We start from the raw sequence: 13,760 nt of genomic DNA, 5'->3' as shown, positions 1-13,760 counted from the left end.
GCCCCTCCTGCCCGCAGCTGAGGGGACACTGGCATAAGCAAAACATCATAAACAATCATCTAATCGCATCATTTGCCATCATTTCGCATCATCAGGAGGGCAAGGCGGGGATATATGTCTTGTGCTGAGGAAATTTTGCGGGTTTTGCTGGATTTTGACGATTCAGCCATCGGAACCCGCATGCGCACGACCATCACCGAGATCGCCCTGAAATCCGGCGTATCCGCCGCAACCGTCGATCGGGTCCTGAACGGTCGCAGCGGGGTCCGGGAGCGCACACGCGAGATCGTGCTGACCGTTGCGCGCGAGCTTGGCTATTTCGGGCCCGCCGACATTGCCCCGACGCGGCGCGTCCGGTTGGATTTCGTCCTGCCGGCGGGCACGAACAGCTTCATGCGCAACCTTCGCGGGCAACTGATCGACGAGGCCGCCCGGCACGAAGATGTCCAACTGCGCATTCACGATGTCGAGGACTGGAGTGCGGGCCGGATCGAACGGCGGCTGGCCGAGCTGCATGACCAGACCGACGCGGTCGGCGTCGTAGCGCCCGACCGCCCCGAGATCCGCGAAGAACTGAACGCTCTGGCCCGTGAAGGCGTACGCATCGCGACGCTTGTTTCGGACGTGCCCGCCGTTGACAAGATCGGCTATGTCGGCGTCGACAACCGTGCGGCGGGGCGGCTGGCCGGGCTGCTTCTGGGTCGGTTTCTGGGGCCGGGCAAGGGCGGGAATATCGCGCTTTTCGTCGGCTCACGCGCCTATCGCGGCCATGAAGAGCGCGAAATGGGCTTCCGCTCGATCCTTGCCGATGAATTCGCGGACCTGCGCATCACCGCCTATGCCGAGGTCGGAGACGACCGCGAACAGGCCCATGAAGAGATGCGCCGCATCCTTCAGGCCGGGCAGGTGGACGGCGTCTATAACATCGGCTCCGGAAACCAGGGTATCGCGCGCGCCCTTCGCGAAGCGCATCTGGCCCAGCAGGTGGTCTTTATCGGGCATGACCTGACGGACGCCACCCGCCTGCTGCTTTTGGATCGCACGATGGATGCCGTGATCGACCAGAACCACCGCGTCCAGGCGCGCGAGGCCGTCCGGCTGCTGACCGCCGCCGTGCGCGGCACGACCGAGCGGGAATATCCACCTCGCCTGCAGGTCGTTTTCCGCGAGAACATCCCGGCAAGCTAGGGTCAAAACGGCGTCCGACTTCCCGGATCATCTGCGGCCAGTTGCGTGAATTAGCACGAAATTCTGTTTGCCGCCCGATTTTCGTTTCGTTGCGCTTCCCCGATGCGCCTAGGATGACCACAAGGCAGCAACCGACAGGAGCGGCGCTTGGAATTCGCGGAAACACTCGACATCGGCGGCTATGAACTCAGCATCGAACCGATGACACCTGCGGACATTCCCCGCCTGCACGAACTTTCGGTCGCCGTCAGCTGGCCGCATCGTGCGGATGACTGGGCGATGGTGATCGGGCTGGGGCATGGCTGGGTCGCGCGCGATCAGATCGGGCGCATCTTCGGATCGGCGATGTGGTTTCCGTTTTCCCGGACCGTGGCCTCGATCGGCATGGTCATCACCTCGCCCCGGATGCAGGATCAGGGGGCCGGGCGCTGGTTGATGCGCCGCGTCCTTGACGAAACGCAGGGCCGCGCCCGCGTTCTGAACGCCACGAAAGAGGCCTTTCGGCTTTACGTCTCGCTGGGGTTCAAGACGCTGGCCCCGGTGGCGCAGCGAAACGGCATCGTCACGGCATGCCCGGATTTCGGGACCGGTGCGCGACCCATGCGCGACGCCGACCGGACCCGCATCCTTGAACTGGATACAAACGCGATGGGCGTCGCCCGCCCCGAGGTGATGTGGGCGATCCTGGGCGTGTCAGAAGGCATGGTGATCGAGCGAGAGGGTCGGATCACCGGCTTCGCCCTGATGCGCCATTTCGGCAGGGGCCGCGTGATCGGTCCCATCGTTGCGGAAAGCGAACAGGACGCGATCGCGCTTTGCGGTCCCTTCGTCGCGGCGCATCAGGGGGATTTCCTGCGTGTCGACACCCGCGAACCCGAAGGCACACCGTTCACCGATTTCCTGAGCGCGGCGGGTATCGTGCCCTATGACGCGGTCCAGCGCATGTCGCTGGAGCCCTTGCCGGAACCGACCGGGCCTGCGCGCACCTTTGGCCTGATCAATCAGGCATTGGGCTGAAGGGGGCATTGGCGCCCCCGAACCCGGCCCCTAGAAATCAGCAACCTTACCCCAGACCGACTCGTCCAGCCGGGCAGGGTGATAAGGTTTCGGGTCCACGATCGGGTCCGTGCCCGTCACCAGATCCGCAATCAGGTGACCCGCACCGGGTCCGATGCCGAAGCCATGCCCGCTGAAACCCGCGGCCAGCATCAGGCCGGGAATGCGCGTTTCCCCAATCGCGGGAACCCCGTCGGGGGTACTGTCGATATAGCCCGCCCAGCTTGCCGCGACCGGAGTGTCCCGAAGCGCAGGAAAGATCTCTCGCGCGCGGCCCAGCGTCAGGTCAATCTGCGACCGGTCCGGGCGCGGGTCCAGGATGCGCATCCGCTCCATCGGGGTCTCGCGGTCCAGAGCCCAGCGGGACAGCGTTTCATGCCCGGACTGCCAACCCTGCACACCTCCCGGCGCAAGCGACTTTCGCCGCTTGAAGAACATGGGCAGGAACTTGCCCCAGAACCGGACCTGCTGCGGGGTGACATCGACCCGCGCCGCGCCCGAAACCGCCAGCGTATGCCCGCCATCGCCGCGCCGCGTGATCGAGATATACTTGGTATGGACCGCATCCGGCAGTTCCGCCCCTGGCGCCACCGACAGGATCGAGGAGCGGACACTGGCCTGGGGAAAGCGCAACCCCATCTGCCGGACAAAGGACGAGGCCCACGCGCCCCCTGCCATCACTACCGTGCGGGTGCGGATCACGCCGCGTTCGGTGACGACGCCCGAGACCGCCCCGGCCTCAAGCTCCAGCCCGCGGGCCGCACAATTCTGGACGACCCGACCGCCCAACTTTTCGATCCCCAGCGCGATCACCGGGGCCGCGCGGGACGGATCGGCGGTGCCATCCGTGGGGGAAAAGACCCCGCCCGCCCACTTGCGCCCCGAGGCATGGCCCCGCTCGCTGGCTTCGGCCGCCGACAACATATGCGTGACGACCCCTTCGCCCTTGGCAAAGTCGCGCCAGCGCGCCCAGCCCGCAATCTCGGCCTCGTCATTCGACAGATACAGCAGGCCGCAGCGGCGAAAGCCGGGATCCATGCCGATCTCGGCGGACAGATCGTCCCAAAGATCCAGGCTGCGGGTCGAGATGGGCAATTCGCGCGCGTCGCGGTTCTGCTGGCGGCACCAGCCCCAGTTGCGACTGGATTGCTCGGCCCCTATCCGGCCCTTTTCCAGCAGGACGACCGAAACGCCGCGCTTCGCCAGATAATAGGCCGCGCAAGTGCCGACGATGCCGCCGCCGATCACGACCACGTCAGCCTGCGCCGGCACCACGGCATCGGTTTCGATCTGCATGAGGGGGGCGGGCATGGCGGACTCCTGATCAGCTGTGTCGCAAGGCTAGGCGAAAGGGGCGACAGCATGTGCCGCATCACCGCGAAGGTCGAAATTTTATGCCGAACTTCGCTGGGCCAGCAGCGCCATGATTTTCCCGCGCAAGCGGTATATCCGGCGGGATCCCGGTCGCATCCTCCCTTGAGGCGGCAGAATTTTCTGCGTAGTCTGCCGCGATCATCCCAGCGGGGGCTCCATGCTGAAACTCGACCGTATCGACATCCGGATCCTGCACGAATTGCAGCGCAACGGGCGCATCACCAATGTCGAGCTGGCCGAACTGGTCCACCTGTCGCCCAGCCCCTGCCTGATGCGGGTCAAGAAGCTGCAGCAGGCAGGCTATATCACCGGATATTCCGCCCAGATCGACCTGGCCAAGCTGGGGCCGACCCTGACGGTCTTTACTGAAATCACCCTGAAGAACCACCGCCAGATCGACTTCGCCCGCTTTCAGGAAGCGCTGATGAAGGTCGAGGAATGCATCGAATGCCACCTGATCTCGGGCGGATATGACTATCTGCTGAAATTCGTCACCGGCGGCATCACCGACTACCAGGCGATCATGGAGGGGCTGATCGACCGCGAGATCGGCATCGACAAGTATTTCAGCTTCGTCGTCATGAAGTCCCCCTTCGTCAAGAACCACCTGCCGCTGAAGAACATCTTCAAGATGTGACGCCCCGAAGCGCGCGGCTTTAGATCGCGCGCGCGGGAACGCTGTCGAGCCAGCCCGTATCAAGCTGCGGGATCGACGAGAAAAGCAGCTTCGAATAGGGGTGGCGGGCGCCGTCGGGCAGGTCCGCGGCGCGCAGCGTCTCGACCGTTTCGCCGCCATTCATGACCATTACCTCGTCGCAGATCGCCTGAACGGTCGACAGGTCGTGGCTGATGAAGACATAGGACAGGTCGAGTTCGCGCTGCAGCTCCTTCAGCAATTCGATCACCGCGGCCGCGACGACCGTGTCGAGGGCCGAGGTGATCTCGTCGCACAGGATCACTTCGGGCTTCGCCGCCAATGCGCGGGCAAAGTTCACGCGCTGCTTCTGCCCGCCCGACAATTCCCCGGGCAGGCGGTGGGCCATTGCGCGGGGCAGGCGCACCATCTCCAGCAGTTCGGCGATGCGGGCCTGTTTCTCGGCCCCCCGCAGGCCATGATAAAAGCTCAGCGGCCGCCCGATGATGTCCCCGATCGAGCGGGCCGGATTCAGCGCCGTGTCGGCAAGCTGGAAGACGATCTGCATCCGGCGCAGATCCTCTTTCGAGCGCTGCGCCGAAGCCGGTTCCAGGCGCCTTCCGTCCAGCAGAACCTGACCCCGAGCAGGGGGCAGAAGGCCCGCGATGGAGCGCGCCAGCGTTGACTTGCCCGACCCGCTTTCCCCGATCACGCCCAGATTGCAGCCTTTTTCCAGACGGCAGCTGACATTCCTCAGCACCATCTTGTAGGGCAGCCCATTGGGGCCGGTCGGACCATATCCCGCATGGACGCCCTGCACTTCAAGGACCGGAACGGGCGGGGTGACTTCGGCAGGGCGGGCGGGGCGTGCGAAGCTGCGCGGCTCGAATGCCGAAAGCAATTCGTTCGTATAGGGATGGACGGGTTCATGAAGGATCTGCGCGGTATCGCCGATTTCCTGGACCTGCCCCCCTTTCAACACGACGATGCGGTCCGCGATCTGGGCGACCACCGCAAGATCGTGGCTGACATAGACACCGGCCATGCCCCGATCCCGCATCACCGACTTGAACGCGCGCAGCACCTCGATCTGGGTGGTGACGTCCAGCGCGGTGGTCGGCTCATCGAAGATCACCAGCTTCGGATCGCCGATCAGCGCCATCGCCGCGGCAAGGCGCTGCAACTGCCCGCCCGAAACCTGATGCGGATAGCGTTTGCCGATGTTTTCCGGATCGGGCAGGGCCAGCGCGCGGAAAAGCTCGACAGCTTTGGCACGGGCCTGCGGCATGGTCATGGTGTCGTGGATACGCGCAACCTCGATCACCTGGTCGAGCAGGCGCAGCGCCGGGTTGAAGGCCGCGGCGGCGCTTTGCGGCACATACGCGACCTCGGTCCCGCGCAATGACTGGCGCTGGCGTTCGGACATGCGGACGACATCCCGCCCCGCGATCCGCACCTCGCCCCCCGAGATATCGCAGCCCTTGCGGGTATGCCCCATCAGGGTCAGCGCGATGGTGGTCTTGCCCGATCCGCTTTCGCCGATCAGCGCCACGATCTCTCCCGGCGCGATATCGAAGCTGACGCCCTTGATGATCGGCACGACGTTGCCGGCATCGGTGGTGGCCTTCACCCGAAGATCGCGGATTTCGACAAGATTCTGCATCATTCGCTCCGGTCGCGGATCTTGGTGGGCAGGTTGTCGATCAGCAGGTTGACGCTGATCGTGAGGCTGGCGATGGCGATGCTGGGCACAATGACCGCCGGCGCGCCAAAGGGCAGCCCGCCGATATTCTCGCGCACCAGGCTGCCCCAGTCGGCATAGGGTGGCTGCACGCCCAATCCAAGGAAGGACAGGCCCGACAGCAACAGGACGATGAAGACGAAGCGCAGTCCCACATCGGCCAGCACCGGTCCGGTCATGTTGGGCAGGATCTCGTTCAGGATCAGATAGGGCGAGCGCTCCCCCCTTGCTCGGGCGACGGTGACATAGTCCATCGTATTGATGTTCACCGCCAGCGCACGGGCAAAGCGATAGGCGCCCGGCAGATAGATCACGGCCAGGACAAGGATCAGCACCGGAATCGACGACCCTACGGCCGCGACCATGACCAGCCCGAACAGTTTGGACGGAATCGAGTTCAGCGCGTCCAGCAGGCGGCTCAGCACCGTGTCGAACCAGCCACCCGTCACCGCCGCCGTCATCCCCAGCACGACGCCCGAGGCGCAGGCCAGCACCACCGAGGCCAATGAGATGCCGACCGTGTAGCGCGCGCCCATCAGGATGCGCGAGAACATGTCGCGCCCCAGGTAGTCCGAGCCAAGCCACAGTTGTTTGGTGATCGGTCCGAAATATTCGAAATCGACGATCTCGCCCGGGTCATGGGTCATGAACCACGGCCCGATGATGGCGACAATGGCCCAGACCAGCACGACCAGCGCCGCCAGCGCGCCCGTCAGGTTCATGCGATAGCCAAGGCGGCGGGGGGTGGGGAAGGTAACGGCCATGACTAGCGAAGCCTCGGGTTCGAGAGGATGGCGATCACGTCCGCGACCGTGATCAGGATCAGGTAGCCGATGCAGAAGATCATCGCGCAGCTTTGGATCAGCGGCAGGTCGCGCGTCGCGACCGAGTCGACCATCAACCGGGCGATGCCGGGATAGTTGAAGACAGTCTCGACGATGATGACGCCTCCGACCAGATAGGACAGCGACAATGCGACGGCATTGACGATCGGGCCGACGGCATTCGGCAGGGCGTGGCGCAGCACCATGCGCGGGCGTGAAGCCCCCTTCAGCAGCGCCATCTCGACATAGGGGCTGTCGAGCACACCGATCATCGCCGCGCGCGTCATGCGGATCATCTGGGCACAGATCACGCAAAGCAGGGTGATGACCGGCATCGCAAAGATGCGCAGCATGTCCGCGATGCTGTCCACGTCACTGCCGAAGGACAAGGCGGGCAGCCATTTCAGCCAGACCGCAAAGACCAGGACCGCCAGTGTCGCGATCATGAATTCCGGGACCGAGATCACCGCGATGATCAGCGCGTTGACCAGCCTGTCGAACCACGACCCGCGATACATCGCCGTCGCGATCCCCAGCGACAGGGCCAGCGGCACCGCGATCGCGGCCGTCACCGCGCCAAGGCGCAGCGTATTGACAAGCCTGCCCCCGATCAGCTGGGCAACCGGCATGTTGTTCGCATAGGACGTCCCCAGATCACCCCGCAGCAATCCCCAAAGCCAGCTGCCGTATTGCACGATGGCGGGCTGATCCAGGTGCATCGCCTTGCGCAGTCCGGCCACGGCCTCGGGGGTCGCGGCCTGGCCAAGCAGGATCTCGGCCACGTCACCGGGCAGCATCTGCGTCACGCCGAAAACCACGGCCGAGACGATCAGCAGGGTAACGATGGCAACACCGATCCGGCCTAGGACCAGCCTGGGGATTGTCGAGTTCATCCGGGGACCTTTCAGGCAGGGGCCGGGGGCAGGGCGCGCGCCCCCGGCGGCAGGGATCAGGCCTCTAGCCAGACATATTCGGCCATCGCATAGCCCATCTGGCCGCCCAGCGGGTTCGTCTCGAGGCCTTGCAGCTTGTTCGACTTCGCCTCAAGGTCCGAAAGCCAGACCGGGATTGCTGTCGCCGCCTCGTTCGACACGATCACCTGGCACTCGTCATAGATTTCCTTGCGCTTCGCCTCGTCCAGCTCGCCGCGGGCCTCGTGGACCATCTTGTCGAATTTCTCGGACTTGAACTGGCTTTCGTTCCATGGCGCATCCGAGGTGTAAAGCAGCGAGAACAGGATATCCGGCGTCGGGCGCGGGTTGATGTTCCCGAAATGCACGGGGGCCTGAAGCCAGTATTTCGACCAGTAGCCATCCGAAGGCACGCGCTGGATGTCGAATTTCATGCCGATCTGGGCGCCTGCCTGTTGCAGCAAGGTCGCCATTTCGACCGAGGACGTCGCGGCATCCGATGCGACGATCGGGATGGTCTGGCCCAGCAGCCCGGCCTTGTCGAACAGCGACTTCGCGCGTTCGGGGTCGAACTCCCGCGCCTTCAGCTCTGCATTGTGATACTTGTTCGAGGGCGAGATCGGCTGGTCGTTCGCGATTACGGCGCGGCCGCGGGCGATGGATTTCGTGATCAGCTCGCGGTCGAACAGATACTTCATGCCCTCGGCGAAACCCGCCTTGTCACCCGGCGACAGGTCAAGGCGCAGGTTCAGGTCGGTATAGTTCCCGGCCGTGTTCTGGAGCACGTCGATATTGCCCGCGCTTTCGATCAGGCGCAGGGCCTGCGGCTTGATCGAGGCTGCCAGGTGGATGTCGCCCGAAACCAGCGCGTTCACCCGTGCGGTGTCGTCGGGGATGGCGAAATATTCGAAGCTGTCGACATGCGCGCCGCCGGGCTTGAAGTAGTTTTCGTTGCGCTTCATCAGCGACTTCACGCCCGGCTCGAAATGCTCAAGCGCGAAAGAGCCGGTGCCGTTACCCTTGCTGAAATCGGTGGTTCCGTCGGCCACGATCATGAAGTGATGCATCGCCAGGATCGCCGGCAGGTCGGCATTCGGCGCGGCCAGCGTGAACTGGACCGTCGTCGGATCGATGGCCTTAATCTGGGTCATCTGCTTGGCCATCGCGTTGACCTTAGAGCCGACCGCCTCGTCCAGATGGCGGTTCATCGAGAAGACGACGTCATCCGCCGTCAGCGTCTTGCCGTCATGGAAGGTCACGCCCTTCTTCAGCTTGACGATCCAGACTTTCGCGTCCTTCGTCTCGATGCTTTCGGCAAGCTCCATCTGGACCTCGCCCCGGCCGTTCAGGAAGGTCAGGCGGTTGTAAAGCGCGCAGCAACGGACATAATCGGTCGCCTGCGACGCTTTGGCCGGGTCCAGCGTGTCGGCCGTAGAAGAGGACCAGCTGGCGGCGATCAGGTGTCCGCCCTTGACCGGGGTCGCAGCCAAGGCAGCGCTGGCACGGCCCAGAATGGTCCCGCCCGCGGCAAGGCTGATGCCGCCCGCCATGAACATGCGCAGAAGGTCGCGCCGCGAGGCCCCGCGGCGGATCGCGCTCTCGACCATCGCATCGTCAGCGCGGGTCCAGTTGGTGATCTTGGTCATTCTTCTTCCCTGTTCTGACGCGCCGAAACGCTGGTGAATTTGCCCTTGCGGGCGGGTTGGCCCGTTGGGGCCGTGGCAAGACATGCTGGAACACAGAGCGGTTGGTGCGTTCAGGCCGTTCGGGGCCCTGCGCGTTCATTCCCTGTTCGCAGCATCATCTGCCGAAACCTTTCGATCCGATCTGGCGCCGGACCTTGACGGTTCGGGACAGATTGAACGCAATTTCCGCAGGGGATGCGTCGATTTCGCGACCTGCGCAGCAGATTATGCTGAAATGGCGCGAACCGGCGGAATAGCGTCAATACCCACGCCGTCTGTCGATCAGACCCGCGACAGGCCGCCCCGCAAGATCGGCCGAGACGCCGGCGATCACATGCGCGGCGCCCTCGGCCGCGCTGGTCTGGCTGGCGATGTGGGGGGTCAGGATCACGGACGGATGCCGCCACAACGGATGGTCCGCGGGCAGGGGCTCGGGGTCCGTTACGTCCAGCATCGCCGCGGACAGTTGCCCCTGGTCCAAAGCCGCGATCAGATCCGCGGCCACAAGCTGGGCCCCGCGTCCAAGATGCACCAGCCGCGCGCCGCGCGGCAGCTTTGCAAACAGTGCGGCGTCCAGAATGCCGCGTGTCTGCATGGTCAGGGGCAGCAGGCAGATCAGGATGTCGGTCCGCGCCAGAAAGGGGGCAAGGTCGGTGAAGCAGGACACCCCGTCGATCGCGCGGATTGAACGGCTGTAGCCCGCAAGGTCGAAGCCGAACGGGCGCAACCGGTCGATGACCAACGTGCCAAGCTGGCCGAGCCCCATCACGCCGACCCTGCGCCGGGGCGCGGGCAGGTTCTCGCCCGGTGCCCATTCCGCGACCTGCTGACGGGCAAGATAGCGGGGAAGGTCGCGATGCATGGCCAGCGTGGCCAGCGTCGCATACTCCCCCATCTGCGCGCCAATGCCCGGCTCAAGCATCCTGACCACGCCGACATGGGCCGGAATCAGGCCCAGGTCGAACTGGTCCACACCCGCTCCGATCGAAAAGATCTGGCGCAGATTGGGATAGCGCGTGGCAAGGTCGTCGGGGGCATTCCAGGTGACGATCCACCGGACCCGCAAGGGGTCCGGCGCTTCGCCAACATGAAACGCGACATCGGGCAGGGCATGGGCAAAGGCCTCGCGAAAGACCTGAGCCCGCGCCGCGGTCGACAGGAACAGGACCGCCATCAGCGCATGGCCGCGCGGACGTCCGGATCCTCCAGCGTCTGGTCCAGGGTCAGGCGCGTGCGCTCGACAATGGCGTCGATCTCGGCCTCGGTGCAGCACAAGGGCGGGGCATAGCCGATGACGCCCTGAGCAAAGGCGCGCACCACCAGCCCGTTCCGCCAGGCGCGGTCAAAGACGCGGGTCGCCGGGGCGGCGGCTGCCGGCAGCGGGGTCTTGGCGTCCTTGTCAGTGACAAGCTCGATGGCGGCAAGCATGCCGCGACCGCGCACATCGCCCACCAACGGGTGATCCGACAGACCCTGAAGTCCGGCCATCAGCCTTGCGCCCATCCTGCGCCCGTTCTCCAGCAAGCCATCTTCGTAAAGATCCAGTACGGCCAGCGCCACCGCGGCACTGACAGGGTGCGCGGAATAGGTGTATCCGTGCCCCACCGCCGCGGCACCTGCGCCATCGGCGATGGTGTCATAGACATGATCCGACAGGAACACCGCACCCATCGGCACATAGCCCGAGGTGAGGCCCTTGGCGGTGGTCATCATGTCCGGCACCACGCCTTCATCCTCGCACGCGAACAGCTGGCCGGTGCGGCCGAAGCCGGTGATGACTTCATCGGCGATGAAAAGGATGTCCAGCTCTTTGCAGACGGCGCGCATCGCAGCAATCCAACCCGGCGGCGGCACAAGAACGCCGCCCGATCCCTGAATCGGCTCGACATAGAAGGCCGCGACACGATCTGCCCCGCCAAGCTGATCGATCCGGGCGCGCAGCTCGGCGACCGAGGCCGCGATGATCGCCTGCGGGTCGGTCCCGACCGGATTGCGATAGGCGTAATGCGAGGAAATCTTGTGCTGCCAGTCCAGCGGCAGGCTGAAGCCTGCATGGAATGAAGGCAGCGCCGTCAGGCCCGCACCCACCGTTGACGAACCGTGATAGCCCTGCTGGACCGAAATGAACTGGTCCTTTTGCGGCAAGCCGCGCGCATGCCAGTAATAGCGGACAAAGCGCACGGTGCTGTCGACCGCGTCCGAACCGCCCAACGTGAAATAGACATGGTTCAGATCACCCGGCGCACGATCGGCCAGCCGCGCCGCCAGCCGCGCCGCGGGCTCCGAACCAAGGCCGAAATAGCCGGTGGCATAGGGCAGTTCGCGCATCTGGCGGGTCGCCGCCTCGATGACACTTTCCTGGCCATAGCCGGCATTGACGCACCACAGGCCCGCGAACCCGTCCAGAAGCTGGTGGCCCTCGGCATCGGTCACGGTCGCGCCCTTGGCCGATTTCAACAGGCGCACGCCGCTTTGCTCATGCCCGCGCCACGAGGCGACGGGATGGACCAGGTGCGCCCGGTCCTGCTCGATCAGCGAATTGCTCAGCATGTTCTCTCCTGTGTTCAGCCGAGGGCCTGTGCGGCCAGGGCGAAGCGCGTGAAGCGCCCCTGTTCGCCGGGCAGATCGCCGCGCAGCATGGCGACCCCGCGATCCACCTCGGCAAGTCCGATTTCCGTCAGCCAGCCCTCAAGGCCGGATATTCCCGTCGTGTCGACACGCAGGAACTGGCCCTGCCTGCCCGCGAAAAGATGCGATAGCAGTGCCTGCGCCGTCTGCACTCCGTCAGCGATGACGGGTCCAAGGACGGCACCGCGACCGAAAAGGCGAAGCGCGGCAAAGCCCTTGCCCTCGGCCAGAACCAGCGTGCCGCGATGGGCCAGCGCGTCAAGCAGTGCGCCCCGGTCGGCCCCGGTCGCTTCGCGGTCCATGCTCCGGATCATGTCCATGTCGCCCGGGCCGGCCGGGCGGATGCCGGGCGAGGAAAGATCGGCAAGCAGGCGGCCCTGGTGCTGATGGACCGCGCCGCAGGCCGTGAAACCAAGCTTTTCATAAAGCGGCATTCCGGCCGGGGTGGCGACAAGTCGCCATTGCCGGGGTTCCGCCAGATCCATCGCGCGAAGCATGATCTCGCGCCCAAGGCCGCGCCCGCGCATCGCCTGATCGACGATGATCATGTTCGCCATCGCCACTTCCCCGAAAGGGGTCGCCACGGCGGTCGCAACCACGGCGTCATCCTCGATCGCGACGACGCCGCGGCTGATATCTCGGACAAGATCCCAGTCCTCGGACCGGTGCGGCCAACCGGCCTGGGTCGACAGAAGCAGCGCGCCCTGAACATGTTCGGGGCCGAAGGGCTGAAAGGTAATGGTCTGGGTCATGCGGGCCTCGGGTCATTTCCGGCATATCATGCGGCCCGAAACAGACGCGGCGTAGCGGGATTAAGCCATCTCTCGGGAATTTCCGACCGTTCCTGCCTCATCGCACGGCATAATGTTCCGCGACAATCCTCCGCGGGACCCGGCCGGGCAGGGGGCTGGGAAAGCCCATCCGAAACACTGTGCCGCGCATGCCCCGTCTTTCGGCGTTTCCTGCCGAGCCGGGGCAGCATTGCGGCCAGACAGGGCTGCCGCACGCCCTAAGATCATGGCAACGCTGACCGCATGAGGACAAGATGGCCCCGTTCCGCCCGAAATATGTGACCTTCGACTGCTATGGCACGCTGACCAATTTCGACATGGCCGGCGCCGCACGCCGCATCTATGGCGCGCAACTGGACGAAGCCGCGATGACCCGGTTCATCAGGAACTTCGCCGCCTATCGCCTGGACGAGATCCTTGGCGCGTGGAAGCCCTATGCCGAGGTCGTCCATAACTCGCTTGAGCGCACCTGCAAGGCGAACGGCGTGACCTTCCACGTCGAAGATGCCCTGCGCGTCTATGAAGAGGTTCCGACCTGGGGGCCGCATGCGGACGTGCCCGCGGGGCTGGCGAAACTGGCGCAGGAAATCCCGCTGGTGATCCTGTCGAACGCGATGAAGGTCCAGATCCCCCATAACGTCGAAAAGTTGGGCGCGCCCTTCTTCAAGGTCATCACGGCCGAGGAAACCGGCGCCTACAAGCCCCAGATGAAGGGCTTCGAATACATGCTGGACGTGCTGGGCTGTGGCCCCGAGGACATCACCCATGTCTCGTCCTCGTTCCGCTACGACCTGATGACGGCCCATGATCTGGGGATCAAGTCCAAGGTCTGGGTGAACCGTGGGCATGAGCCGGCGAACCCCTATTACGGCTATACCGAGATTGCCGATATCGGCGGTCTTCCGGGCGTCTTCGGGATCTGACGCAG

General features: G+C 64.7%; 12 protein-coding genes. 4 read left to right on the top strand and 8 right to left on the bottom strand.

Annotated elements, in window-relative coordinates; translation table 11 throughout:
- Positions 1–180: 180 nt before the first annotated feature.
- A complete protein-coding gene (locus RM190_RS03230; RefSeq protein ID WP_311757960.1) occupies positions 181–1,188 on the top strand; it encodes a LacI family DNA-binding transcriptional regulator in 1,008 nt (335 codons plus the stop codon).
- Between the two features lie 147 nt (positions 1,189–1,335).
- Positions 1,336–2,205 carry a GNAT family N-acetyltransferase gene (locus RM190_RS03225; protein WP_311757959.1) on the top strand — a complete coding sequence of 290 codons (870 nt, stop codon included), beginning with the start codon at positions 1,336–1,338 and terminating at the stop codon, positions 2,203–2,205.
- Between the two features lie 30 nt (positions 2,206–2,235).
- Here RM190_RS03225 and RM190_RS03220 read toward each other — a convergent pair whose 3' ends face one another.
- The gene (locus tag RM190_RS03220; protein ID WP_311757958.1) at positions 2,236–3,555 is read right to left on the bottom strand and encodes an NAD(P)/FAD-dependent oxidoreductase; all 1,320 of its coding nucleotides are present in this window, start codon (positions 3,553–3,555) and stop codon (positions 2,236–2,238) included.
- 220 nt (positions 3,556–3,775) lie between these two features.
- Between RM190_RS03220 and RM190_RS03215 the strand changes: the two genes are divergently transcribed.
- Entirely contained in the window at positions 3,776–4,255 is a 480-nt protein-coding gene (locus tag RM190_RS03215) for an Lrp/AsnC family transcriptional regulator (RefSeq protein WP_311757957.1), read from the top strand.
- Between the two features lie 19 nt (positions 4,256–4,274).
- Here the strand turns inward: RM190_RS03215 and RM190_RS03210 are convergent, their stop codons facing one another.
- The 7 genes from RM190_RS03210 to RM190_RS03180 all read right to left on the bottom strand — a co-directional run bounded on the left by RM190_RS03210 (position 4,275) and on the right by RM190_RS03180 (position 12,793).
- Positions 4,275–5,918, bottom strand: coding sequence for an ABC transporter ATP-binding protein (locus RM190_RS03210; protein WP_311757956.1), 1,644 nt, complete (start codon positions 5,916–5,918; stop codon positions 4,275–4,277).
- The gene (locus RM190_RS03205; protein ID WP_311757955.1) at positions 5,915–6,757 is read right to left on the bottom strand and encodes an ABC transporter permease; all 843 of its coding nucleotides are present in this window, start codon (positions 6,755–6,757) and stop codon (positions 5,915–5,917) included. Before RM190_RS03205 ends, RM190_RS03210 begins: the two co-directional genes overlap by 4 nt.
- Positions 6,758–6,759: 2 nt before the next feature.
- On the bottom strand, positions 6,760–7,710 hold the full coding sequence (locus RM190_RS03200; protein WP_311757954.1) for an ABC transporter permease: 951 nt from the start codon (positions 7,708–7,710) through the stop codon (positions 6,760–6,762).
- A gap of 56 nt (positions 7,711–7,766) precedes the next feature.
- Positions 7,767–9,374: an ABC transporter substrate-binding protein gene (locus RM190_RS03195; RefSeq protein WP_311757953.1), complete on the bottom strand. Its 1,608-nt coding sequence runs from the start codon at positions 9,372–9,374 to the stop codon at positions 7,767–7,769.
- A gap of 298 nt (positions 9,375–9,672) precedes the next feature.
- Complete coding sequence (locus RM190_RS03190; RefSeq protein WP_311757952.1) at positions 9,673–10,587, bottom strand: 2-hydroxyacid dehydrogenase; 915 nt, start codon at positions 10,585–10,587, stop codon at positions 9,673–9,675.
- Entirely contained in the window at positions 10,587–11,963 is a 1,377-nt protein-coding gene (locus tag RM190_RS03185) for an aspartate aminotransferase family protein (protein ID WP_311757951.1), read from the bottom strand. The genes RM190_RS03190 and RM190_RS03185 overlap by 1 nt, the downstream gene beginning before the upstream one ends.
- Before the next feature lie 14 nt (positions 11,964–11,977).
- Entirely contained in the window at positions 11,978–12,793 is an 816-nt protein-coding gene (locus RM190_RS03180) for a GNAT family N-acetyltransferase (RefSeq protein ID WP_311757950.1), read from the bottom strand.
- Between the two features lie 293 nt (positions 12,794–13,086).
- On the opposite strand from RM190_RS03180, the gene RM190_RS03175 reads away from it, so the two are divergent.
- Positions 13,087–13,755, top strand: coding sequence for a haloacid dehalogenase type II (locus RM190_RS03175; RefSeq protein ID WP_311757949.1), 669 nt, complete (start codon positions 13,087–13,089; stop codon positions 13,753–13,755).
- Positions 13,756–13,760: the final 5 nt, after the last annotated feature.

The organism is Paracoccus broussonetiae, from assembly GCF_031854425.1.
GTDB lineage: Bacteria > Pseudomonadota > Alphaproteobacteria > Rhodobacterales > Rhodobacteraceae > Paracoccus > Paracoccus broussonetiae.
This window is presented reverse-complemented; position numbering and strand designations above follow the sequence as displayed.